The organism is Pseudomonas sp. NBRC 111139, from assembly GCF_001753955.1.
Classification (GTDB): domain Bacteria; phylum Pseudomonadota; class Gammaproteobacteria; order Pseudomonadales; family Pseudomonadaceae; genus Aquipseudomonas; species Aquipseudomonas alloputida.
Window position 1 is genome coordinate 67,788 of record NZ_BCBP01000020.1, and the last position, 21,264, is coordinate 89,051.

General features: G+C 63.3%; 21 protein-coding genes and 3 pseudogenes. 12 read left to right on the top strand and 12 right to left on the bottom strand.

Annotation, left to right across the window (positions count from 1 at the left end):
- Window positions 1-18: 18 nt before the first annotated feature.
- Entirely contained in the window at window positions 19-1,296 is a 1,278-nt protein-coding gene (locus tag BJQ17_RS05540; RefSeq protein WP_004575388.1) for a bifunctional O-acetylhomoserine aminocarboxypropyltransferase/cysteine synthase, read from the bottom strand.
- A 223-nt stretch (window positions 1,297-1,519) separates the two neighbouring features.
- Here BJQ17_RS05540 and BJQ17_RS31585 point away from each other — a divergent pair, with 223 nt between their 5' ends.
- On the top strand, window positions 1,520-1,678 hold the full coding sequence (locus tag BJQ17_RS31585) for a hypothetical protein (protein ID WP_004575389.1): 159 nt from the start codon (window positions 1,520-1,522) through the stop codon (window positions 1,676-1,678).
- 114 nt (window positions 1,679-1,792) lie between these two features.
- Here the strand turns inward: BJQ17_RS31585 and BJQ17_RS05545 are convergent, their stop codons facing one another.
- A complete protein-coding gene (locus BJQ17_RS05545; protein ID WP_014860871.1) occupies window positions 1,793-2,788 on the bottom strand; it encodes a 5'-nucleotidase in 996 nt (331 codons plus the stop codon).
- A gap of 142 nt (window positions 2,789-2,930) precedes the next feature.
- On the opposite strand from BJQ17_RS05545, the gene BJQ17_RS05550 reads away from it, so the two are divergent.
- Complete coding sequence (locus tag BJQ17_RS05550) at window positions 2,931-3,416, top strand: hypothetical protein (protein WP_004575391.1); 486 nt, start codon at window positions 2,931-2,933, stop codon at window positions 3,414-3,416.
- A 24-nt stretch (window positions 3,417-3,440) separates the two neighbouring features.
- Here the strand turns inward: BJQ17_RS05550 and BJQ17_RS05555 are convergent.
- Both BJQ17_RS05555 and BJQ17_RS05560 read right to left on the bottom strand, forming a co-directional pair.
- Window positions 3,441-4,418, bottom strand: a pseudogene (locus BJQ17_RS05555) (D-2-hydroxyacid dehydrogenase family protein).
- A gap of 159 nt (window positions 4,419-4,577) precedes the next feature.
- On the bottom strand, window positions 4,578-5,477 hold the full coding sequence (locus BJQ17_RS05560) for a LysR substrate-binding domain-containing protein (protein ID WP_003250749.1): 900 nt from the start codon (window positions 5,475-5,477) through the stop codon (window positions 4,578-4,580).
- Between the two features lie 94 nt (window positions 5,478-5,571).
- Here BJQ17_RS05560 and BJQ17_RS05565 point away from each other — a divergent pair, with 94 nt between their 5' ends.
- Complete coding sequence (locus tag BJQ17_RS05565) at window positions 5,572-6,747, top strand: MFS transporter (RefSeq protein WP_070095716.1); 1,176 nt, start codon at window positions 5,572-5,574, stop codon at window positions 6,745-6,747.
- Window positions 6,748-6,800: 53 nt separating this feature from the next.
- Here the strand turns inward: BJQ17_RS05565 and BJQ17_RS05570 are convergent, their stop codons facing one another.
- On the bottom strand, window positions 6,801-7,424 hold the full coding sequence (locus BJQ17_RS05570; protein WP_003250753.1) for a glutathione S-transferase family protein: 624 nt from the start codon (window positions 7,422-7,424) through the stop codon (window positions 6,801-6,803).
- Between the two features lie 198 nt (window positions 7,425-7,622).
- Between BJQ17_RS05570 and BJQ17_RS05575 the strand changes: the two genes are divergently transcribed.
- The 4 genes from BJQ17_RS05575 (at window position 7,623) to BJQ17_RS05590 (ending at window position 10,724) form a co-directional block, all read left to right on the top strand.
- Window positions 7,623-7,925, top strand: a complete 303-nt coding sequence (locus tag BJQ17_RS05575; RefSeq protein WP_003250754.1) for a DUF3077 domain-containing protein — start codon at window positions 7,623-7,625, stop codon at window positions 7,923-7,925.
- Between the two features lie 79 nt (window positions 7,926-8,004).
- On the top strand, window positions 8,005-8,727 hold the full coding sequence (locus BJQ17_RS05580; protein WP_003250756.1) for a hypothetical protein: 723 nt from the start codon (window positions 8,005-8,007) through the stop codon (window positions 8,725-8,727).
- Window positions 8,728-8,853: 126 nt separating this feature from the next.
- On the top strand, window positions 8,854-9,780 hold the full coding sequence (locus BJQ17_RS05585; RefSeq protein ID WP_003250758.1) for a LysR family transcriptional regulator: 927 nt from the start codon (window positions 8,854-8,856) through the stop codon (window positions 9,778-9,780).
- 167 nt (window positions 9,781-9,947) lie between these two features.
- Window positions 9,948-10,724 (top strand): SDR family oxidoreductase, encoded by a 777-nt coding sequence (locus BJQ17_RS05590; RefSeq protein ID WP_070095717.1) that lies wholly within the window; start codon window positions 9,948-9,950, stop codon window positions 10,722-10,724.
- A gap of 11 nt (window positions 10,725-10,735) precedes the next feature.
- Here the strand turns inward: BJQ17_RS05590 and BJQ17_RS05595 are convergent, their stop codons facing one another.
- Window positions 10,736-11,290: a WYL domain-containing protein gene (locus tag BJQ17_RS05595; RefSeq protein ID WP_004575397.1), complete on the bottom strand. Its 555-nt coding sequence runs from the start codon at window positions 11,288-11,290 to the stop codon at window positions 10,736-10,738.
- Between the two features lie 93 nt (window positions 11,291-11,383).
- Here BJQ17_RS05595 and BJQ17_RS05600 point away from each other — a divergent pair.
- Window positions 11,384-11,626: pseudogene (locus BJQ17_RS05600) on the top strand (Zn-dependent hydrolase); the annotation flags it as partial.
- An 8-nt stretch (window positions 11,627-11,634) separates the two neighbouring features.
- Here the strand turns inward: BJQ17_RS05600 and BJQ17_RS29725 are convergent.
- The 3 genes from BJQ17_RS29725 to BJQ17_RS05610 all read right to left on the bottom strand — a co-directional run bounded on the left by BJQ17_RS29725 (window position 11,635) and on the right by BJQ17_RS05610 (window position 14,106).
- Window positions 11,635-11,910, bottom strand: a complete 276-nt coding sequence (locus BJQ17_RS29725; protein WP_083285016.1) for a hypothetical protein — start codon at window positions 11,908-11,910, stop codon at window positions 11,635-11,637.
- A 453-nt stretch (window positions 11,911-12,363) separates the two neighbouring features.
- Window positions 12,364-12,438 carry an S-type pyocin domain-containing protein gene (locus BJQ17_RS32465; RefSeq protein ID WP_375731032.1) on the bottom strand — a complete coding sequence of 25 codons (75 nt, stop codon included), beginning with the start codon at window positions 12,436-12,438 and terminating at the stop codon, window positions 12,364-12,366.
- A 243-nt stretch (window positions 12,439-12,681) separates the two neighbouring features.
- A complete protein-coding gene (locus BJQ17_RS05610; protein ID WP_003250769.1) occupies window positions 12,682-14,106 on the bottom strand; it encodes a PLP-dependent aminotransferase family protein in 1,425 nt (474 codons plus the stop codon).
- Window positions 14,107-14,431: 325 nt separating this feature from the next.
- Between BJQ17_RS05610 and BJQ17_RS05615 the strand changes: the two genes are divergently transcribed.
- On the top strand, window positions 14,432-15,844 hold the full coding sequence (locus tag BJQ17_RS05615; RefSeq protein WP_004575400.1) for an amino acid permease: 1,413 nt from the start codon (window positions 14,432-14,434) through the stop codon (window positions 15,842-15,844).
- 3 nt (window positions 15,845-15,847) lie between these two features.
- On the opposite strand, the pseudogene BJQ17_RS32030 reads toward BJQ17_RS05615, so the two are convergent.
- Window positions 15,848-16,028: pseudogene (locus BJQ17_RS32030) on the bottom strand (hypothetical protein).
- A 114-nt stretch (window positions 16,029-16,142) separates the two neighbouring features.
- Between BJQ17_RS32030 and tam the strand changes: the two are divergent.
- Complete coding sequence (tam, locus tag BJQ17_RS05620; RefSeq protein ID WP_003250773.1) at window positions 16,143-16,919, top strand: trans-aconitate 2-methyltransferase; 777 nt, start codon at window positions 16,143-16,145, stop codon at window positions 16,917-16,919.
- Here the strand turns inward: tam and BJQ17_RS05625 are convergent.
- Together BJQ17_RS05625 and BJQ17_RS05630 are read right to left on the bottom strand one after the other, a co-directional pair.
- Window positions 16,909-17,280, bottom strand: coding sequence for a DUF2784 domain-containing protein (locus BJQ17_RS05625; protein WP_003250774.1), 372 nt, complete (start codon window positions 17,278-17,280; stop codon window positions 16,909-16,911). The two genes, tam and BJQ17_RS05625, sit on opposite strands and share 11 nt — an antisense overlap.
- A gap of 57 nt (window positions 17,281-17,337) precedes the next feature.
- On the bottom strand, window positions 17,338-18,207 hold the full coding sequence (locus BJQ17_RS05630) for a LysR substrate-binding domain-containing protein (RefSeq protein WP_003250776.1): 870 nt from the start codon (window positions 18,205-18,207) through the stop codon (window positions 17,338-17,340).
- Between the two features lie 243 nt (window positions 18,208-18,450).
- Between BJQ17_RS05630 and BJQ17_RS05635 the strand changes: the two genes are divergently transcribed.
- Window positions 18,451-19,767, top strand: a complete 1,317-nt coding sequence (locus BJQ17_RS05635; RefSeq protein ID WP_003250778.1) for an MFS transporter — start codon at window positions 18,451-18,453, stop codon at window positions 19,765-19,767.
- 14 nt (window positions 19,768-19,781) lie between these two features.
- Window positions 19,782-21,173 (top strand): FAD-dependent oxidoreductase, encoded by a 1,392-nt coding sequence (locus BJQ17_RS05640; RefSeq protein ID WP_070095719.1) that lies wholly within the window; start codon window positions 19,782-19,784, stop codon window positions 21,171-21,173.
- Window positions 21,174-21,264 lie beyond the last annotated feature (91 nt).

The window sequence follows — 21,264 nt, forward strand, 5'->3', positions numbered from 1 at the left end:
GGGTAGGGCGCGGAGGAATCAGCCGCGGCTGGCCTCCAAGGCCTGGGCCAGGTCGGCGATGATGTCGTCACTGTGTTCGATGCCGATCGACAGGCGCACCATGTCCCGTGGCACGCCGGCCTTCTCCAGTTCCTCGTCGTTGAGCTGACGGTGAGTAGTGGACGCGGGGTGGCAGGCCAGTGACTTGGCGTCGCCGATGTTCACCAGGCGTACCACCAATTGCAATGCGTCGATGAAGCGCGCGCCAGCCGCCTGGCCACCCTTGATACCGAACGACAGGATCGACGCCGGCTTGCCGCCGGTGTAGCGCTGGGCCAGTTCATGTTCGGGGTGGTCGGGCAGCCCGGCGAACTTCACCCAGGCCACTTGCTCGTGGGCTTGCAGGTAATGGGCGACCTTTAGCGCGTTCTCGGTATGGCGCTCCATGCGCAGGGCCAGGGTTTCCAGGCCTTGCAGGATCAGGAAGGCGTTGAACGGCGATAGCGCGGCGCCGGTGTTGCGCAAGGGCACCACACGGCAGCGGCCGATGAAGGCGGCAGGCCCGAAAGCTTCGGTGTAGGTGACGCCGTGGTAGGACGGGTCGGGGGTGTTGAGCAGGGCGAAGCGTTCCTTGTTTTCGGCCCAGGGGAATTTGCCGGAGTCGATGACGATGCCGCCGATGCTGGTGCCGTGACCGCCGATGTACTTGGTCAGCGAGTGCACGACGATATCGGCGCCGTGCTCGAACGGCCGGCACAGCACCGGGGTGGCCACGGTATTGTCGACGATCAGCGGCACCCCGTGGCGGTGGGCGGCCTCGGCCAGCGCAGCGATATCGACGATATTGCCGGCGGGATTGCCGATGGACTCGCAGAATACCGCTTTGGTACGCGCGTCGATCAGCGCTTCGAGGGCGGCGATATCGTCATGGGCCGCGAAGCGGGTGTGGATTCCCATGCGTGGCAGTGTGTGCGCCAGCAGGTTGTAGGTGCCGCCGTACAGCTTGGCCACCGAGACGATATTGTCGCCGGCTTCGGCGACGGTCTGGATGGCGTAGGTGATAGCCGCCATGCCCGAGGCGACGGCCAGCGCGCCAACCCCGCCTTCCAGGGCGGCCATGCGCTGCTCGAGCACGTCGTTGGTGGGGTTCATGATGCGCGAATAGATGTTGCCGGCAACCTTCAGGTCAAACAGGTCGGCGCCGTGTTGGGTGTCGTCGAAGGCGAAGGAGGTGGTTTGGTAGATCGGTACGGCCACCGCCTTGGTGGTCGGGTCGGGGCTGAAGCCCGCATGGATGGCAAGCGTTTCCAGCTTCATGCAATCGTTCCTTGAGCGTGGGTGGAAGCGTTCGAGCATGCGGCGGCGAGTGGGCATGGGTCAAGGAGGATCATTCTGGTGGTCCCTGCGCGGCGTTTGCGGCCACGGGGTCGACAGTAAAGATATGCAAAGTTTCCCCGTGCCATCACACCGCAGCTCTAGAATCGTGTCGCTGCCCGATCCGCTAAGGCAGGCAGCAGATCTAGCCTTGTGGAGCGTTTCAATGAAGTCGAAAAACCTTTTGCGCGCAGCCTTGGTGGCGGCGCTGGTATCCGCCTTGTCGGGTTGCTGGATGTTCATGCCGCCGGGTGGTGGCGGTGGTCATGGTGGGGGTGGCCACGGCGGTGGTTTTGGTGGCCATCAGGGTGGCGGCCCGCGCTAAGTTGACCCCGCGACGGACCGCGCCCTCTCGGCCGGGTTGCAAGCGCGTACCCGGCACGGGCGCACGCACCTTGGTCGCCCGAACCGCGCGTGGCACAGCGCCGGTGTTTGCGCTTTAGGGCATGCAGGATGATGCGCTGATCGGCAGTTGATCCTGCTTCACGTCGGGTTCCTGAGGCGAGCGCACGCTGTTCGCCACCCCAAACGGTACATGCACCATCGGCAGGTTTCCCGCTGGCGATTGCAGGTGCGTGCGCTGGTCGTCGAAAAACACATGCGGCTTCAATATCGACAACACCCTGGGTTTATCCATACCGCCTAGAAAAAAGCACTCATCCGGGGATACGCCCCAATCCTTCAAGGTCGTCACTACTCGCTCATGCGAAGGCGCGTTGCGCGCCGTGACGATGGCAATGCGCAGAATCCGCTGGTACGTCGGGTCCTCGGCCAGCTTGCGGTCCTCCAGCATGCGTATCCGCGATAGTTTGCGGTAAAGGTCTGCCAGTGGCCCCGGCGAATGCGGGGTGCCTTTGTGCATGCGCTCGTGTTCCTGAAAGTCGTCCAGGTTGTCGTTGCGCTTGTAAACACGCTCTGCCTCGTCGTCGGCAATCACGCCATCGAAGTCGAAGGCCACCCGCAGCTCAGTGTCTATTTCATCATCGTAGATGCGCGTAGGCAGTACACGCCCGGCAGGGTAGTTGGCGTCGATGGCCTTTTGCACATCTTCCTCGTTGGCGCTGAGGAACAGCGAGGCATTGAACGCCGGGATGTATTCGTAGGGCGAGCGGCCCGACATGAATGCCGCGCGGGTGATGTCCAACTGATAGTGGCTGATGGAGCGGAACACCCGCAGGCCGGTTTCCGGCGAGTTGCGCGAGAGCAGCACCACTTCCACCGGCAACTGGTCGGGGAACGCCTTGTTGATGCTCAGGAAGCGGCGAATGAACGGGAGCGCCACCCCACTGGGGAACGGCTCGTCCAGGTTTTGCTCCTGGTGCTGGCGGTAAGCCTCGACACCTTGGGTCTGGTAGATGTCATCGGAGACGGAGAGGTCGAACAGCGCACTCGAGGCAACGCCGATGACCAGTTTTTCTTCAATGGGGTAGGGCATGAAGCGGCTCCTGCGAGTGGCATGAAGGCAAGTGTACGCGCACGTTCTGACGAAAGCCGTCAATTGCGCGACTGAGCAGTGGATCCAGCAATGTCATTTTGATAGCTTCTCGCCCCTTACCGCAGTATCCGGACAGTGATTGATGAACCAGCTACATGAACACGGCACCCTGACTCCGCTTGCCGAGGCGAATGGAAACACGATGCACGAGCCCCACCATGAGGCGGACGCGTCGGCCCAGCAGGCCCCCGGGCATGACGCACTGCAGGCCAGTATCGAGGCGCTGAACAAAAAGCTCGTGGCAACTACCCTGGCCCGTGTGCAGAAGGAAGGGGCGATTCGCAAGCACCTTGAGCAGTGCCAGCAGCAACTGGCCGCCAGCAATCAGGCTCGGGAGGGGCTGTCCATCACGGTCACCACGGCGCTGAAGAAGCTCGCGCTGGCAGCGAGCACCCAGGCAGACCGTGTGGACAGTGTGGAGACGCGCTTGACCGGCCTGGCTGAGCGCCAATGTCAATGCGTGGCGCAGTCAGCAGCCGGTTGGCCCGCGTACCTGGAACGTCATGGGGTGTCGTTGGTCGCCTTGGCCGTGGCTGTGTTTACGCTGGGGCTGCACCTGCTTGGGTAGTGCAACCTCAAGGCTGCACTGGGTTCAGCGTTGAAGTGCCAAAGCTTGCGGGTTGGCGACGTTCTTCGGCACCCCTTCGAAAAACGCCAGCACATTGTCGAAGGCGTCACCGAAGTACAGCTCGTAGCCGTTCTTCTCCACATACCCCAGGTGGGGCGTGCTGAGTACACGTGGGTGACGCAGCAGTGGATGGGCCGGGTCGAGTAACGGCTCCTCCTCATAAACATCCACCGCCGCGTAGCCCGGCCGCCCGACATCCAATGCCTGCAGTAATGCGCCTGGTGCAATCAGTTCCGCGCGGCTGACGTTCACCAGCAAGGCGTCGGGCTTCATGTGGGACAGGTCGTCGAAGGTCACCCCATGGCGTGTCTGATCCGAAAGGCGCAGGTTCAGGCTGACAATATCCGCCTCGGCAAAAAACGCCTCACGCGAGGCGGCAGCAGCGTGGCCATGGGCCTTGGCTGCGGCGCGGCTGTAGTCGCTGCCCCACACCAGCACGGGCATGTCGAAGGCCTGCGCATAACGCGCCAGGCGCTGGCCGATCTTGCCATAGCCCCAGATGCCCAGCGTCTGCCCGGCCAGCGCCTGGCCCAGGTTGACCTGCCATTGGCCTTGGCGGAAGGCATCAATGGCCGGCAGCAGTTGCCGGCGGGCATTGAGGATCAGCGCCTAGGCCAGTTCGGCAGGCGCTACCGGCGATCCGCGTCCCTCGGTCACGGCAATGCCGCGCGCGGTGCAGGCAGCCAGGTCGAGGTGGCTGGACACCTTGCCGGTCTGGCTGATCAGCTTGAGGTTGGGCAGGCGGTCGAGCAAGGCAGCGTCGATGCGTGTGCGTTCGCGGGTGAGTACCAGGGCGTCGGCATCGGCAAAACGTGCGGCAAGTTGTTCCAGCGTGGCAGGCGGGAGCTCATGAAGGACGCTGACAGCATGCCCGCTCAGCTTGCCGAAGCAATCGAGGGTACGGATTACATCTTGGTAGTCGTCGGGAATGACAATGCGCATGGTGGTCTGGCCCGGGCGGTACAGGGAAGCGTCGAAGATAACCTAACGGGCGGTATCGGTGTCAGGTTAGGCTGCAGTCGCTGCACATCAGCACCGGCTCTGCCGCCCAGTGATGCAACCGCCATGCGTTGGCGGCCCTGTCGCGACACGAGGCCGGCTCTACTGGCCACCAGATAGCTGCTCCACCAGAAAATCCACAAACACCCGCACCCGCGCCGGCATCGCCGGGCCGCCGACGAACACCGCATGAATCGGTTCCCGATCACCCGGGTTGTAAGCCTCCAGCAACGGCACCAGTTGCCCGTTGGCCAGGTCATCGGCCACGGTAAAGGTGCCGATACGCGCCACGCCGGCGCCCAGCCTGGCCAGCTGTGCCAGCGCTTCGCCGCTGCTGCATTCGATATTCCCTTTAACCTTCAGTGAGAACGTATGCCCGTCGCGGTGAAACGGCCAGTCGGGCACCGCGCGGCGGAAGTTGAAGCGCAGGCAGTTGTGCCGGGCCAGGTCTTCAGGTTCAAGCGGGGTACCGTGGCGTTGCAGGTAATCGGGCGAGGCCACCACTACCTGGGCGGTCTCGCCAATGGCGCGAGCGCTCAACGAGCTGTCCGGCAGGTGACCGAAGCGCAGCGCGACGTCGGCCTGGCCGCCGAGAATGTCGGCCACCTCGTCGCTGAGGGTCAGGTCAACCAGCACTTGCGGGTAGCGTGCGCTGAAGGCCGCCAGCAGCGGCACTACGGTCAACCGGGCATGGCCCAGCGCAGCGCTGACCCGCAAGCGCCCGCGTGGCACACCTTGGTCAGTGATGGCTTCTTCCACTTCGAGCATGTCCGCCAGCACCCGCCGTGCGCCGCGCAGGTAGGCCTCTCCCTCGGGGGTGAGGGTGAGCGCCCGGGTCGTGCGCAGCAGCAGGCGGGTACCCAGGCGCTGTTCGGTGCGGGCGAGAATGCGGCTGACCGCCGAGGGCGTCAGGCCTAGCGCTCGGGCGGCGGCAGACAGGCTGCCCGCTTGCGCCACCTTGGCAAAAATCTCCATCTCGCCGGATCTGCCACTGAAGTCCATTTGTGCCTCTCAAGCAAAGGTGGTTCGCAAAAATGCAGTCTAGTGCGCGTTTGGAACGGATCGTAGCATTTTCGGCATAGATAAGGAGCTTGCCATGCGTATCAATCCACCGCTTGTCGCACTCGCCATCGGTGCCTTCGGCATCGGCGTTACAGAGTTCGCCCCCATGGGCATGTTGCCCAGTATCGCTACCGACCTTGGCGTTTCCATCCCTGCTGCCGGGCTGCTGGTCAGTGCCTATGCCATCGGCGTGCTGATCGGCGCGCCGCTGATGACCCTGGCCACGGTGAAGATCCCGCGCCGTTACCTGCTGATCGGGCTGATGGCCATTTTCACCTTGGGTAACCTGATGTCGGCCCTGGCCAGCGACTACGCCAGCCTGCTGGTGGCCCGCGTGGTCACTTCACTCAACCACGGCGCCTTCTTTGGCATCGGCTCGATCGTCGCGGCCAGTGTGGTGCCGCCGGCGAAGCGCGCCGGGGCCGTGGCTGCAATGTTCATGGGGTTGACCCTGGCCACCATCGGCGGCGTGCCGTTAGCGACCTGGTTGGGTGAAATGCTGGGTTGGCGCACGGCGTTCTGGGGGATTGCCGGGCTTGGCCTGGTGGCGATGACCACGCTCTGGTACGCATTGCCCAATGTTGCGTCGCCCAAGGGCGAGGGTGCCATGGCCGAGATCCGTGTGCTGGGCCGCAGGCCGGTACTGGCGGCCTTGTTGCTGACCGTGGTGGGTTCCAGCGCCATGTTCACGGTGTTCACCTACATTGCGCCGATCCTGCAGCATGAAGCGGCGGCGTCCACCCCTTTCGTGACGGCCATGCTGGTGCTGTTCGGTGTCGGCCTGACCTTGGGCAACGTGTGGGGCGGCAAGGCGGCGGACCGCTCGATCGATCGCACCCTGCTCCTGTCACTGGCTGGGCTGATTGCCGTGCTGCTGGTGTTTCCGCTGGTACTGGACTGGCCGCTGCCGACTGCCCTGGCGATCCTGGTCTGGGGTGCGGCCAGCTTTGCCCTGGTGCCGCCGCTGCAAATGCGGGTCATGGAAGCGGCCAAGGATGCGCCCAACCTGGCCTCGGCGGTGAACATTGGCGCGTTCAACCTGGGCAATGCGATCGGTGCGGCGCTGGGAGGCGCGGTGATCAACGCGGGGCTGGGCTACCCGGCGATTTCCCTGGCGGGGGCTGCGATGGCGACGCTGGGGCTGGTGCTGGTGCTGCTGTTTGCCTGGCGTGGGCGAGGGGGGCTAGCCGGGCGGCAGGTTGCGGTGTAACAGGCCGGAACCTTGGGGCGCCTTGCGCCCCTCGATACACTTCCTTGCGGGTACTACGGGGTACCGTTTCGGCCATGCAGGTGATAGGCAGGGCGCTCGCTCAGGCGCTCGTAATAATCGCGCACCGCGGGCAGGTGCGGGTGCTCGAACGGCGTTTCGAACCAGCGGTTGACCGACAGGCCGATCGGGATGTCGGCCAGGGTGAACTGGCTGCCGGCCACATAGGCACCGGTGCCGGCCAGCTGGCGGTCGAGGATGCGCATGTAGCGTGACCACTCGGCACAACCGGCAGCCAGTGCTTGCGGGTCCTGGTGAGCGGGCGAATGCCTGACCAGCGACATGAACGCGTAGCTCCAAGAGCGGTTGAGGTCCGAGGCCTGCCAGTCGATCCACTGGTCGATCCGCGCCCGCGCCTGGGCCTCGCCGGGATAGAACGCGGTGGCGCCGTAGCGGCTGGCCAGGTAGCGGATGATGCTATTGGATTCCCACAAGGTGAAGTCGCCGTCCTGGATCACCGGAACCATGGCGTTGGGGTTCAGCGCGAGGAACTCGGTGCTGTCAGTGGCCTTGAAGCCAGAACCCCAGTCTTCGCGCTCGAACGCGATCTCGAATTCGGCGCAGGCCCACAGGACTTTTCGCACATTGATGGAAGAGGCTCTTCCCAGTATCCGCAGCATGGTGTTCGTCCTTGTGTGGGGGAGGTTGATCGTCCGCCACTGCCAGGGGCGGGTCAAGGGGGCTGAGCGGGGGCTCGGCGCTCCCTGTGCAGGGTTCTTGTAGTCCATTTCCTAAAGTGACCCTTTCCACCCCTTTGTCATTGTAATGGGGTAGGCAGCGGCCTAGCCTCGGCAAGCGCCTAACCTTGAGGAATGGACATGGACAGCGAAACGCCGAAAAACAGCAGCAAGCCCTATGTCGTGCAAGCCGCGAGCCGCTTTGGCAACAGCGATGCCGAACTGGTGCAAATGAAACCGCAACTGCCAATACGCACCGCACTGATGGAAGCTTCGGGCATCATGGGCTGCATCACCGAGATCACCCGCAAGGCCATCGACAGGCCTGACGACCGCCAGGTGATGATGAAGGCCACGTACTACCTGGCCGGGATGGCCAAGTCACTGATCGACGGCCAGCTGCTGCAGATACGTCAGGCGCGCGAAGGCGGGGGCGAAGCCTAGCCAGGCTTGCCTGGGGGGCGCGAACTTGGCACCCTTGGGCGGTTTTAATCGTCTGTAACACGACAGAAGGAAGCATGCATTGAGCTGGGACAAGGTGGGGAAGCTTCTCGTCGCCGTGCTGATCGGCCTGGTGGTCCTGTTGGCCGCCTATGCGTTGCTCAGGGGCAATCCGCGCCTTGAGGCGTCACTGACCTATGCCTACCTCACTTACCCCAGCCAGTTCAGCGAGCGGATCAGCAAGGCCAGCGAACAGCTGAAGTACGAGCAGTTGCAGGGGCAAATCAACGGTATCGTTCAAGGCCAGCTGGGCCATGATCAGGTCGAGCGGCTCATCGAAATGGCGCAGGCCCCTTATGCCCAGCTGTTCGCCAAGCCTTTCGAGGCCGGGCTGGTCGACCACCGTGCCGGCCTGCTGATCGAACTGCACAACAGCGGTAATGCGCAGGTCCGGCAGGTAAAAATCCGCCTGCCAGCCAAAGGCCTGGTGCAGGTGCGCGATGCTGCCGGCAACGACACGCTGCTGGAAACCCCCGCCGCCCAGGTTGATATCCCGGCCATCGAGCCAGGTGGCACCTGCAAGGTGTGGGTGTATTTCGATGCCGACTACTCGCAGATTCGCCATGGCGGGGTCAGTATCAGTCATGCCGATGGTGAGGCCAATGTGCAAGTGTACCGCGAAGTCATCGGTTTTCCGGCCATGGTGGCCCGTTACAGCCGTGAGCTGATGATACTGCTTGGCATACTGGCGGCCAGCGTACTGGGCTTGGCCTATGCCTGCCTGGCGCGTCGTGTTCCGCGGTAAAACAGCCTGCAGAAAAAAGCGTGCATGCGTTCTGCGATCAAGGGTCATTTGCTGAAAACGCAACACGCCCCCGCAGACGACCCTCTATAGTGCTCGGCATGACGAAACCCCTGCCGAGCCTGCCTGATGATTCCTTCTCTGGACGCCATTTTTTCTCGCCTGCGCCTGCGCCAGTTGCGCTTGCTGATTGAGCTGGACCGCTGTGGCTCGCTGCACAAGGCAGCTGAAGCCATGGCCATTTCCCAGCCCGGCGCCACCAAGGCCCTGCGCGAGGTCGAGGAGGTGCTGGGCGTACCGTTGTTCCAGCGAATGCCCAGCGGCCTGGTTGCCAACGAGGTGGGCCGCTGCGTGGTGCGCTACGCGCGGCTGATCCACAGCGACCTGGGGCATCTGCGCGAAGAGGTGTTGGGCATCGTCCAAGGCCAGGGCGGGCGGCTGGCGGTGGGCAGTATCATGGGGGCGATGCCCACACTGGTCAGCGCCCTCGGGCGCTTGCGCCGCAAACAGCCGCAACTGGCAGTGGAAATTGCCGAGAATACCAGCGCCAACCTGCTCGCCCAGCTGGACGAAGGGCGCCTGGACCTGGCCATCTGCCGACCAGGGCTGGGCCGCAACGCGGCGGAATATGGCTTTGTCGAACTGGCCCAGGAGCCGCTGGCGGTGGTCGCGCATCCGCAGCATCCGCTGGCCGGGGCGGCGGCACTCAAGATCAGCGACCTTAGCCATTATCGCTGGGTGGTTTATCCGGCCAACATGCCCATGCGCCAAGCGCTGGAACGCGAGTTGAGCGAGGCTGGGGTGGCGGTGTCGCGTTATCCGCTGGAGACCTTCTCCACCTTCGCCACCTTCATGCTGCTTGAAGATGACCCGACGTTGGTGGCGGTCATTCCCCGTGCAGTGGCGGCCTTTGCCGAGCAGCGCGGGTTGCTGGTGTCGCTGGCGGTGCCGCTACGGGCGCTGAGCGAGCCGTTCGGCATCGTGCACCGGGTCGCGGCGCCGTTATCGCCTGCGGCACGATTGCTGGTGGAGGAACTGACGGCGGGTGAAGTGTGACGCTACCCCTCTATTTCCAGCCCGTTGTCGAAGCGCTGGTAGGGATAAGCGGCGGTTATCGGTGGATCAGTTCTTTTCATTATCGGTGGCCCTGTCCTGTGCTCTAGATTGCCCCGGCAGTGCCTGTCAGTCACCCTGTAACCCTGATTGCATCTAGGAGCAAACCAATGGATCTAGGCATCACCGGCCGCTGGGCCATCGTCTGCGCGGCCAGCCAAGGCCTTGGCAAAGGCTGCGCCGAAGCGCTGGGCAAAGAAGGCGTCAATCTGGTCATCAATGCCCGTACCCAGGCCACCCTGGAGCAGACCGCCAGCGAGTTGCGCAGGGCCTGCCCGGGCATCGAGGTCCATACCGTGGCAGGTGATGTGGCCGATCCCAAGGTGCGCCTGGCGCTGTTGGCGGCCTGCCCGCAGGTCGACATTCTGGTCAACAACGCCGGTGGCCCGCCACCGGGGGACTTCCGTGATTGGGTGCGTGATGACTGGCTGAAGGCGCTGGACGCCAACATGCTCACGCCCATCGAGCTGATCAAGGCGGTGGTAGATGGTATGGCCGAACGTGGTTTTGGCCGGGTGGTGAACATCACCTCCGGCGCGGTGAAGGCACCGATCGACATGCTGGGTTTATCCAACGGTGCCCGCAGTGGCCTGACCGGATTCATTGCCGGCCTGGCCCGGCAGCAGCGCCTGGCGGGCCGCAATGTGACACTCAACAACCTGTTGCCTGGGGCGTTCGACACGGCGCGCCTGCAAAAGACCTTGAAGGCTGCGGGTGGTGATGTGGAAGTCACTGCCCAGGCGCGGCGCAAGGCCATTCCGGCGTCGCGTTTTGGCGAAGCCGCGGAGTTTGGCGCGTATTGCGCATTTCTGTGCAGTGCGCATGCCGGGTACATCACCGGGCAGAACCTGCTGATTGATGGCGGGGCGTATCCGGGAACCTACTGACGCCGTTGGCGCTATTGCTTGCAGCCGCCTTCGCCCTCATGCAGCGCCAGGCTCTGGCGCAATTGTTCAATCATGGCCGCACGTAGCGCCTGCGGCGCCTGGATGCGGATCGAACCCGCCTGGGACAGCAGCCAGCCCATCAGCGCGCGGTTGTCGTCGACGGTGGCCACCAGCGCGGCGCCGCCGCCAGCCTGCGGCGTCAGTTGCATATCGACGGACAGGGGTGACTGTTCCAGGCGGCGGGCCAGCGCGTCATCGACCCAGGCATACAGTACAACGTGTGTCGGGGGGGTAAGTGCGTCGGGTTGCAGCTGCTGCGCTTCGCCCAGGCTCAAGCCCGGTTGCCAGTACCAGCCATAAGGCATGCCTTTACTGTTGCACTGTAGCGGGAACAGTGCGGCGAGCTCCACCAGGTCGCGCTCGACGGTGCGTTTGCTGGTGGAATGGCCCACGGTTGTCAGGGCAGCCTGCAACTGGGTGGAGCTCATGCCTGGGTGGCGGCTGGGCAGTAACTTGAGCAGTTGCCACTGGCGGGCGATGGTGTGGCGGGTCGGGTGGCTGGGCAAAGGGCTCATCCTTGAAGGCAGGCATCAAGCCTGCCTGGGTAGTGGCGTTTAGCTATTGCCTAGCATACCTTGTCACAAGATGGGATCCAAGTTGTGGCATCAGGCCTCGGTCAAGTGGTGCGGCGCCTGAGCGACCTGGACATCCAAACCCGCAAGCCACTGGACATTGCCGTATGGACCAACGAGGAGGGCGCGCGCTTCATCCCGGCCCTGTTCGGCTCGGCGGTGTTCACCGGCAGCCTCGCGCTGGCCGAGGCGCTGGCCATTCGCGATGCCGATGGCGTCAGTGTCGCCGACGAACTGCACCGCACCGGGTACGCCGGCCAACGCCCGCTGGTGTGCTGTCAACTTTGATTGAAAGTGTACTTATTTTCGAGCATGAATTTTGGTGCAGTCCATTTTGGACCTTTCACATATCCACCGGCTTTTTGCTCAATCAAGCCGTCGCTCGTCATTTTTCTGATCAGTTCGATGAGGCCAATGCAGTCACCTAAGTGAATCCAATTGTTCTGGGTGTAAAGCCTGTCTAGTTGCGGGTGGGAGATGCCAGTGCCTCTGGTGAAAAATAAAATTACATTCGTAGGAGATTCGTTTTTAATTACATCGTGAATGGTATCCATGGTTTTCCCGCTCAAGCTGGATTACCTCTGCTTCTAGCGCTTGCGCTGTATATAATAGCTCGGCGTCTGATTCAGGCTGATAGTCTTCCAAAGTGGCTGCGTGAATATTGTTCCAAGTCTCGCCGCCATCAGTTGGTAGAATTTTATCAGCAATGCCAAGGGCGCGGAGGTGCTCAAGTCCCCTTATTTCATGTATGAAAAATCGCTTGTCGATGTCGGTTGCTTGTAGTGTGCGCTGTAGATTTTTTTCGAGTCTATCTATCATCATTTTGTTCGCGCCTGACGGCAGAAGTCGACTTGTTTGTAATTTGACTAACTCGACGCCGCCTGCTGTGATCCGGGCCTCTCTCCAATCCATTCGTTCGATTGGGCCCCCGGCTTTGTCCAGGTTATGGGGGTGTCCGCTGTAAGTCCCTATAATTTCACGCCGGGATAGGGAGAATTGAAAACCACTTACAGTGGCGGTAGGTCTGACTCTGGCGGGAAGCAGTAGATGCAGTCTTTATAATTCGGTGGCTCATGAGGCACAACACTTCTTCTTAACTTCTTTGATCACACAGTTCAAACCTGCTCCCTGCCCCAGTCACTTTCCTGCACCTGCTCCTTGTAGTCACAGGCTCTAACGCGCCAGGAATATTTGGGGCGAGAGGAGCAAGCGCGAAGGGGGTGATGGAGCCAATAAGTGCAGGCCACAACATCTTCAATGCCTGTGAGATGTCGTGGCGCGCGGGCGGCGCTTGATCTCACAGGCGGTGCGGATGTCGTGGCGAACTACATCCCACCCCGGCGCACATGCTTGACGAAGACCTTCTCCAACAACTCCCACATCGCCGGGTCCGTACTGAACGCCACGTTGAAGCGCATCCACCCGGTCGCCTTGGCGTCGACCATGAACAACTGCCCTGGGCCGAGCATGATGCCTTTCTCCAGCGCATCATCCAGCAACGCGGCACTGTCGGGAATGGCCGGGTGGCGGGTCCAGATGTACATGCCTTCATCCGATTCGGTAAACAGTTCGAAGCCTAATCGATGCAGATGCCGGCCAACTTCCTGGTGCGCCTCGGCCAGCCGCTGGCGCAGGCGCTTGAGGTGCTTACGCCAGCGGCCGTCGATGATCGCGGCGTACACCACGCGCTCCATCACCTGCGAAGTGGTCAGGCCCGAACGCATTTTCAGGTGCAGCAGTTTCTGCATCAGCTCAGGATTGGCCAGCATGTAGCCGACCCGCACGTTGGGCGAGATGCTCTTCGAGTAGCTGCCCACGTACACCACCTGCTGCAGGTGATCGAGGCTGGCCAGGCACGGTTGCGGCTCGGCAACCATGTCGGCGTACAGGTTGTTCTCCACCAGGCGGAAGCCGTGCTGGCTGGCCAGTTGCAGCAAGCGGTGCAACTGCGGCAGCGGGGTGCGCGAGCAGGTCGGGCTGTGCAGGTGTGGCTGGGTGAAAAACGCGGTCGGACGGTGGTGTGTCAGCAACTGTTCCAGCTGATTCAGGTCGTAGCCGGCCGGGGTGCGCGGCACGCCGACCAAGGTCGCGCCCTGGGTACGCAGAATGCTCATGAGGTTCGGGTAGCCGGGGTCGTCCACCAGCACCACATCGCCCGGGCGTACCAGTGTGCGTGCGGCCAGGTCCAGGGCCTGGCTGGCGCCGTGGGTGAGCATCAGCTGTGCTGGGTTGGCGACGATCGACAGCTCTTGTTGCAGGTTCTGGGCGGTCAGCGCACGCAGCTCCATCAGGCCCATGGGGTCGCCGTACCCCGACAACTCCAGCGGGCTGCCGGCCACCTGGCGCAGGCCGCGGCGCAGGCCGTCTTCGTACATCCAGTCGTTGGGCAGCCAGCCGCACCCCGGTTTGTACGGCAACTGGCGGATTTCGAAAATCTGCTGCAGGTACCACTCGGAGTTGAACGTTGGTCGACTGGTGTCGGCCTCGGTGTTGTGCTGCTCCAGCAGTTCGCCCGCCGCACGGTTGACGAAGAACCCCGCATTGCCACGGCTCACCAGCAGCCCCTGGGCGACCAGGCGGTCGTAGGCCTCGACCACGGTGAAGGTACTCACCGAATAGCTGGCGGCAAAGGCGCGGATCGACGGGACCTTGGCGCCTGGCTTGAGGGTTTGGTTGTCGATCAGCTCGCGCAGCCCATCGATGATCTGGTTGACCAGCGGGGTTGAGGAGTCTGGATGTAATTCGAACATTCGGGGCCTTCAGGGTGCGTATCGCCTGGCGTCTGCAGGGTGTACTGCATGGGCGACCTATACAGTGCAGTGCGAGATTCATGCCACTGTGCATGGCTCTCTGCGTCGGACATTTTTACATTAGGTGTCGGATATCGCCACATAAAGCATGTTCAGTTCGCCTCAGGCAGTCGCCCTGGGGCGCGTCAGCAGGCCGCCATGGAAGGCCTGCGTGTGTAAGTTCACACCATCCTGCCCGCATTAGCACTGATGTACAGGTGAAATCGCCAGCCATCGGGGTTTCACAGTTTTCCTTGGATAAAAAGAAGCACGGGGTACACAACTGATGGACGCAACATCCACAACCACCACCGCGAAAAGCGGGCACGAGAGCAAGCTCAGTGCCTCGCTGAAGTCGCGCCACCTGACGATGATGTCGATCGCCGGGGTTATTGGCGGCGCCTTGTTCGTCGGTTCCGGCAGCGTGATCCACAGTGCCGGCCCAGCCGCTGTCCTGGCCTACCTGGCAGGCGGCATCCTGGTGGTGCTGATCATGCGCATGCTGGGTGAAATGGCGACTTCCTCGCCTGACACCGGCTCGTTCTCAACCTACGCCGACCGCGCCATTGGCCGTTGGGCCGGTTTCACCATCGGCTGGCTGTACTGGTGGTACTGGGTCATCCTCATGGCCTGGGAAGCTTATGTGGCGGGCAAGATCCTGCATGGTTTCTTCCCCGACGTCAGCGTCAACGTGTTCGTGCTGGCCACGACCCTGTTGCTGATCACCGTCAACTTCTTCAACGTCAAGCACTACGGTGAGTTCGAGTTCTGGTTCGCCTTGATCAAGGTGATTGCGATCGTCTGCTTCCTGATCGTGTGTACCGCTGCCGTGATGAACATCTGGCAGTTCGGTGAAGTGCGTGGCATCAGCCACCTCACCGCCGAAGGCTTCATGCCCAATGGCATCACCACTGTGATCGGTGCCTTGCTCGGGGTGATGTTCGCCTTCCTCGGCGCCGAAATCGTCACCATCGCCGCTTCCGAAGCCAAAGACCCGGCTGCGCAGATCGTCAAGGCGACCAACTCGGTGGTCTGGCGTGTGTGCCTGTTCTACGTCGGCTCGATCTTCCTGATCGTCTGCCTGGTACCGTGGAACGACCCGCACCTGGGTGTTTCTGGCTATGGCGCCTATCGCCGTACCCTGGAACTGCTGGGCGTGCCGTATGCCGAGCTGCTGATGAACTTCGTGGTGCTGACTTCGGTCAGCAGCTGCCTGATCTCGGGCCACTACACCGCTTCGCGCATGCTGTTCTCCCTGGCCCAGCGTGGCGATGCGCCGTCGTTCTTCAAGATCACCCGCGCCGGTACCGGTGTACCGGTGTACGCGATCATGGGCTCGTGCGCCGTGGCCGTAGTGTGTGCATTGATCAACTTCAGCGAGACCCTGCGCCCGAAAGACGTGCTGGACACCCTGATGAACACCACCGGCATGATCGCCCTGCTGGTGTATCTGGTCATCGCCTTCTCGCAGCTGCGCATGCGCCGCAAGCTGATTGCCGAGGGCAAGGAAGTACGCCTGAAGATGTGGCTGTTCCCGTGGCTGACCTACCTGGTGATCGCGTTCATCGTGGCTGCCCTGGTCACCATGGCCTTCATGCCTGACTACCAGATTCTGGTCATTTCCACCGGTATCGCTGCGGCGGTCGTGGTGGCGATGGGTGTGGTGCACCAGATCCGCTCTGGTAGCAAGCAGCACTAAGCGTCACTCGCGTCTGGAAACGGCCGGCTCCCTTGGGGACCCGGCCGTTTCGCGTTGTTGGGCCTGGGCTTTTTCTGCAGGCATGTGGAAACGCTGGTTCATCCACGGTGAACCGAGCAGGGCGGCCGCAGCGATCAGGGCCAGGATGGGCGAGGGCGATGTAGGTCTTCAAGGGCGTGCGCATGCAAGGACTGACTTCAAGCAGAGGTGATCAGTTCCGGGGTAATCCGTTCGCAACCGTCCCGCCGGGCGACAGATGGCATATGCTAGGCACATTGCCCGCCCAAAGGAGCCGCACATGGCCTGGTCTGCCAACCAGTATTCCCTGTTCGAAGACGAACGCACACGCGCCGTACGCGACCTGATTGCCGCCATCCCGCCACGGCCGGTGCGCCACGCCACCGACCTGGGGTGCGGCCCCGGTAACTCGACCGAAGTGCTGCTGCAACGTTACCCCGATGCTCAGGTGACGGCGCTGGACAGCGACCCGGACATGATCGACAAGGCCCGTGAGCGCAAGCGGCTGTGCATCCCGCGTGTGCGCACGGTCATTGCCGACATTGCCGGCTGGGCTGCCCCCGAGCCGCAGGACCTGATCCTGGCCAATGCCTCGCTGCAATGGGTACCTGACCACGCCTTGCTGTATCCGCACCTGGTGCGCCAGCTCAGCGAAGGCGCCAGCCTGGCCGTGCAGACCCCGGACAACCTCGACGAGCCGGCCCACCGGCAGTTGCGCGAGATCGCAAGCCAAGGCCCCTGGGCGGCGAAGTTCGCCGACTTGCAGCTGCCGCCACGGCACAACGCGGCGTTCTACTACGACTTGCTCAGCCCGCTGTGCGCACGGGTGGATGTGTGGCGCACCACCTATCATCACCCGTTGATGGGGGGCGCCGAAGCGGTAGTGGAATGGTTCAAGGGCTCGGCGTTGCGGCCTTATCTGGCCAGGCTTGATGAGCAGGAGCAGGCCGACTTCCTGCAGATGTACCTGCAGGCCATGCAGCGCGATTATCCGCCGGCCTCTGATGGCAAGGTCCTGTTGCCCTTCCCGCGGTTGTTCGTGATCGCTACCCGCTAGGGCGGCGCCAGCGCCAGGCCACGTAGCTGTAGATGCCGAGGTTCAGCGCCAGCACGAGGGTGCCCAGCAGCAGCTGGATCTGCGGGGTCAGGCCGGCGGGGTATATCAGTGGCCAGACGTAGTGCTCGACGAAGCTGCCCTGGTAACCGGCGTCACCGGCGGCATTGCGCATGCGGTTTTCCCAGGTGGTCAGCGGGCAGCCCAGGTGCAGGCACTCCACCGCCAGGCCCCAGGCCAGGGCCGGCAAGTGCAGCAACAGGGCAGGGCGCCAGCGCAGCACCAGCAGCCCGCCGAACAGCACCAGCAGGATGAAGGCCAGGTGCAGCAGCACCAGGGTGTCGGCGGCAAGGCGGTAGAGCATGGGGTGGGGGGCCGGGGATTGGGGTTATCCCAGCATAGTTGGGTTGCCTGATCTGGCCTACACCCCTTCCTCGACCATCTGCAGGAAAGTCGCCACCACCCGGCGCGTACGCTGCTCGCTCAGGCACACCAGGGTCTCGGTCAAATGCCGCTGGCAATCGACGATCGGCAACGCACACACCCGCGCATCGGCACCGAACTCCGCCGCCGACACCACGCCCACACCAATCCCTACCACCACCGCTTCACGCGCCGCTTCCCGGCCTTCCACCTGGATCGCTGCGCGTATCCGCAGGCCGGCACGTTGCATCTCTTCTTCCAGCGTCTGCCGCGTCACCGAGCCGGGCTCGCGCAGCACCAGTGGCGTGTCGTCCAGGTCGGCCAGGCTGATCGAGCCACGGCTGGCCCATGGGTGGTGGTGGGAAACGAACGCCACCATCGGGTCACGACGCAGCGGCAGGCAATGCAGGCGCTCATCGTCGACATCCCGCCCCAGCAGGGCCAGGTCGGCCTGATAGCTGAACAGCCGCGCCAGCGATTCGTCGGTATTGCCCGTTTCGATCTTCACCTGGATACCCGGATAACGCTGGCAGAAGCGGGCGATCTGCGGCAGCACGTGCACCGGCGCATCCACTGCCAGCACCAGGCTGCCGGTGTGCAGCGCACGCGAGTCGTGCAGCAGCTCTTGTGCCTCGGCCTCGCAGGCGAACAGGCGTTGGCTGATGCCCAGCAGCCGCTCGCCAAGGTCGGTGAGCTGCACCGAGCGTTTGTTGCGGTGGAACAGCAATACGCCGAAGCGCTCCTCCAGTTTGCGCACCTGATCGGACACCGCAGGCTGGGTAAGAAACAGCCTTTCAGCGGCGCGGGTAAAGCTGCCGTGTACGGCCACCGCGTGGAAAGCCTTGAGTTGAGCGTGGGAAACCGACATGACGACCTCAGTAACAAGCTGGGCTTATGTGTGTAATACGATAAATCGATTTTATTTATCTTACAGCAACTGTTTCCATGGATTTCAGCCCGACGCTGGCACCACGAATGCCGCCAGGGCCATGGCGCTCACACGGCGCCACCTGACCCGATGACAGCCTCGTCATCGCTGTGCGTAACACAAGAACAAGACAGGCGTTTCTTCACATTCTGCCGGCACACTTGAGCAAGAGGTCAGACTTACATGAATCAATCCCTAGCCGCGTTCAAACGCTGGCGCATCCAGATTTTCGCCATCACCTGGCTGGCTTACGCCGCCTTCTACTTCACCCGCAAAGCCTTCTCGGTGGCCAAACTGGGCATCGCCGAAGACCCAGGTTTCATGCTCGACAAGGCCGCCATGGCCAACCTGGACGCCATCTACCTGGCCGCCTATGCCGTGGGTCAATTCACCTGGGGCATGCTTGCCGACCGCTTCGGCCCGCGCGTGGTCGTGCTGGGCGGGTTGCTGATTTCTGCGGCGGCGGCAGTGGTGATGGGCAGTTACGCAACCTTCCCGATCTTCGCCACCTGCATGCTGGTACAGGGCCTGGCGCAATCCACCGGCTGGGCCGGCTTGTGCAAGAACATCGGCAGCTTCTTCCCGGCTTCGCAGCGCGGGCGGGTGCTGGGCCTGTGGAGTTCCTGCTATGCCTTCGGCGGCCTGGTGGCGTCGCCGTTCGCGGGCTGGTGGGCCTACACCCTGGTGGGCACCTGGCATGCGGCGTTCTTCTCCAGCGCGGTCGTGGTGGCGCTGGTGGCGGTGCTGTTCTTCTTCCTGCAGCGCAACAAACCCGAGGACGTCGGCTTGCCGGCGGTTGAGCCCGAGCCGCAAAGCATGGCCCCGGCCGACAACCTGTGCAGCGTGTGGGCACCCCTGCGGGAAATCTTGCGCAACCGCACGGTGTTGACCCTGGGCCTGGCGTATTTCCTGCTGAAGCCGGCGCGCTACGCCATCTTGCTGTGGGGCCCTGTAATCGTCTTCGAGCAGATGCCCTCGGTGGGCAAAGTGGGCGCGGCAATCATCCCGACTGCTTTCGAACTGGCCGGGCTGCTTGGCCCGATCATGATCGGCCTGGCCTCCGACAAACTGTTTGGCGCCCGGCGCATGCCGGCCTGCGTGATCAGCCTGGTGCTGCTGACCGTGACACTGGCGGCGTTCATGGCGGCCATGCACACCGGCAGCGTGCTGCTGGTGGTGGCGCTGCTGTTCGTCATGGGCCTGACCCTGTACGGGCCGGACTCGATGATCAGCGGCGCTGCAGCCATCGACTTCGGCACCGCCAAGGCCGGCGCCACCGCAGCAGGTTTCGTCAACGGCTGTGGCTCGGTGGGCGCGGTGCTGGGTGGGCTGCTGCCGGGTTACTTCGACGGCGTCACGGTGTTCATCGTGTTCGCGGGCTGTGCGCTGTTCTCGGCGCTGGTGTTGCTGCCGCACTGGAACAGCCGCCCGGCCAGCAGCGCGCAATGCACCGACGTGGCACCGAACACCAGCATGGCAATCAAGCCACTGCGTACTTAAAGGAAAGCGAGCGAATGAGACCCTTCTGGCTGCAACAGGCCCTGGATTCGGCGCGGGAGGCGGTATGCCCGCCGCTGCAAGGCGATACCCGTTGCGATGTGTGCATTGTCGGTGGCGGCTACACCGGCCTGTGGACGGCACTGATGCTCAAGGAAGCGGTACCGGCCCTGGATGTGGTGCTGATCGAGGCCGACATCTGTGGTGCCGGTGCCAGCGGCCGCAATGGGGGGTGTGCGTTGTCCTGGTCGGCCAAGTACTTCACCCTCGAACGCCTGTTCGGGGCGGCGGAGGCGGTGCGGCTGGTGCGCGAGTCGGAGCGCAGCATCGCAGACATTGGTGTGTTCTGCACGGCCAATGGCATCGACTGCGACTACCGCCTGGACGGCACGCTGTACACGGCCACCAACGCAGCGCAGGTCGGTGCCACCGACGCGGTGATCGCTGCGTTGGAGCACAAGGGCATCAACTCGTTCCGCCGCTTGCCGCTGGAGCAGGTGCAGCGCCTGGCCGGTTCGGCACGGCACCTGGAGGGCTGGTTCTCGCCGGCCGCCGCCACCGTGCAGCCGGGCAAACTGGTGCGCGGCCTGCGCCGCGTGGCCTTGCAGCGCGGCGTGCGCCTCTACGAAGGCACCGCCATGACCGGCCTGGAACACGGCGCCCCGGTGCAGGTACGCACGGCCCACGGCACGCTGCGCGCCGACCGTGTCGTGCTGGGCCTCAATGCCTGGATGGCGCGCGTCTTCCCGCAGTTCGAGCGCAGTGTGACGATCGTTTCCAGCGACATGGTCATTACCGAACCGTGCCCCGAGCTGCTGCGCCAGATCGGCCTGGACAGCGGCATCAGCGTGCTCGACTCGCGTATTTTCGTGCACTACTACCACAACACCTCCGATGGCCGGCTGATGCTCGGCAAGGGCGGCAACACGTTTGCCTATGGCGGGCGCATGTTGCCGGTGTTCGACCAGCCGTCGCCGTATCGGCGGTTGCTGCGCGAAAGCCTTGGCGGCTTTTTCCCGGCCTTGGCCGAGGTGCCACTGGCGGCCAGCTGGAACGGGCCGTCGGATCGCTCGGTAACCGGCCTGCCGTTCTTTGGTCGGTTGGACGGGCAGGGCAACGTGTTCTATGGCTTTGGTTACTCCGGCAGCGGTGTTGGCCCGTGCCACATGGGCGGGCAGATTCTTTCGTCGCTGGCGCTGGGACTGGACAACCCGTGGACCCGGTCGCCGCTGGTCAAAGGGCCGCTGGGGCTGTTCCCGCCCGAGCCGATCCGCTACCTGGGCTCGCTGATGGTGCGCAATGCCATCCGCCGCAAGGAGCAGGCCGAAGATCGTGGTGTGCGCCCGCGAAGGCTGGACGTGCGGTTGGCGCGGTTTGCCGCAGCGGCGGGCAAGGCCGATAAAGGCTGATGAGATTTCTTGTCGATCCCATGCTCGAGGGCGTATAAAATGCACCCACTTTTGGCCGGTCGCTTCCTGAACCGGCCGCTGAAACAAGAGA

Bases quoted from the DNA above. Each gene is read 5' to 3' on its own strand.
- BJQ17_RS05630 (WP_003250776.1), bottom strand. From the start codon at position 18,207: ATGTCGGTTTCCCACGCTCAACTCAAGGCTTTCCACGCGGTGGCCGTA.
- BJQ17_RS05615 (WP_004575400.1), top strand. From the start codon at position 14,432: ATGGACGCAACATCCACAACCACCACCGCGAAAAGCGGGCACGAGAGC.
- BJQ17_RS31585 (WP_004575389.1), top strand. From the start codon at position 1,520: ATGAAGTCGAAAAACCTTTTGCGCGCAGCCTTGGTGGCGGCGCTGGTA.
- tam (WP_003250773.1), top strand. From the start codon at position 16,143: ATGGCCTGGTCTGCCAACCAGTATTCCCTGTTCGAAGACGAACGCACA.
- BJQ17_RS05545 (WP_014860871.1), bottom strand. From the start codon at position 2,788: ATGCCCTACCCCATTGAAGAAAAACTGGTCATCGGCGTTGCCTCGAGT.
- BJQ17_RS05560 (WP_003250749.1), bottom strand. From the start codon at position 5,477: ATGGACTTCAGTGGCAGATCCGGCGAGATGGAGATTTTTGCCAAGGTG.
- BJQ17_RS05570 (WP_003250753.1), bottom strand. From the start codon at position 7,424: ATGCTGCGGATACTGGGAAGAGCCTCTTCCATCAATGTGCGAAAAGTC.
- BJQ17_RS05540 (WP_004575388.1), bottom strand. From the start codon at position 1,296: ATGAAGCTGGAAACGCTTGCCATCCATGCGGGCTTCAGCCCCGACCCG.
- BJQ17_RS05550 (WP_004575391.1), top strand. From the start codon at position 2,931: ATGAACCAGCTACATGAACACGGCACCCTGACTCCGCTTGCCGAGGCG.
- BJQ17_RS05585 (WP_003250758.1), top strand. From the start codon at position 8,854: ATGATTCCTTCTCTGGACGCCATTTTTTCTCGCCTGCGCCTGCGCCAG.
- BJQ17_RS29725 (WP_083285016.1), bottom strand. From the start codon at position 11,910: ATGGATACCATTCACGATGTAATTAAAAACGAATCTCCTACGAATGTA.
- BJQ17_RS05640 (WP_070095719.1), top strand. From the start codon at position 19,782: ATGAGACCCTTCTGGCTGCAACAGGCCCTGGATTCGGCGCGGGAGGCG.
- BJQ17_RS05635 (WP_003250778.1), top strand. From the start codon at position 18,451: ATGAATCAATCCCTAGCCGCGTTCAAACGCTGGCGCATCCAGATTTTC.
- BJQ17_RS05565 (WP_070095716.1), top strand. From the start codon at position 5,572: ATGCGTATCAATCCACCGCTTGTCGCACTCGCCATCGGTGCCTTCGGC.
- BJQ17_RS05625 (WP_003250774.1), bottom strand. From the start codon at position 17,280: ATGCTCTACCGCCTTGCCGCCGACACCCTGGTGCTGCTGCACCTGGCC.
- BJQ17_RS05590 (WP_070095717.1), top strand. From the start codon at position 9,948: ATGGATCTAGGCATCACCGGCCGCTGGGCCATCGTCTGCGCGGCCAGC.
- BJQ17_RS05610 (WP_003250769.1), bottom strand. From the start codon at position 14,106: ATGTTCGAATTACATCCAGACTCCTCAACCCCGCTGGTCAACCAGATC.
- BJQ17_RS05575 (WP_003250754.1), top strand. From the start codon at position 7,623: ATGGACAGCGAAACGCCGAAAAACAGCAGCAAGCCCTATGTCGTGCAA.